Origin of the sequence: Achromobacter sp. GbtcB20 (genome assembly GCF_019091095.1) — a bacterium.
In the GTDB taxonomy this organism is placed as follows: Bacteria; Pseudomonadota; Gammaproteobacteria; order Burkholderiales; family Burkholderiaceae_B; genus Achromobacter; species Achromobacter mucicolens.
This window is the reverse complement of the sequence record NZ_JAGXJZ010000631.1, coordinates 1-260: the sequence shown is the minus strand read 5'-3', so window position 1 is coordinate 260 and position 260 is coordinate 1. Positions and strand designations below refer to the sequence as shown.

Genomic DNA, 260 nt, shown 5'->3' with positions numbered 1-260 from the left:
TGATGAGCGACCACCAGCTCGGCGACGAAGACCACCACCTGGAGCGCTACATTGCGCTCGGCCGTGAATTGGTCGCGGCATGAGCGACGCGCTTCTTGTCCGCACCGAGGGCGCCGTGCCCGGCCTCGTCAACAGCAATCCTGCCGCGCGCAATGCGATCCGGCCGGAGCTGTATGACGCGCTGCAGTCGGCCCTGCTTGATGCGGCGGCCGACCCGGCGATCGGCGCCATCGTGCTGGTCGGCGACGGCGAATTCTTCT

General features: G+C 67.7%; 1 pseudogene. It reads left to right on the top strand.

Annotated features, from left to right (window positions below):
- Window positions 1-79: 79 nt before the first annotated feature.
- A pseudogene (locus KVT32_RS30520) lies at window positions 80-260 on the top strand (enoyl-CoA hydratase); the annotation flags it as partial.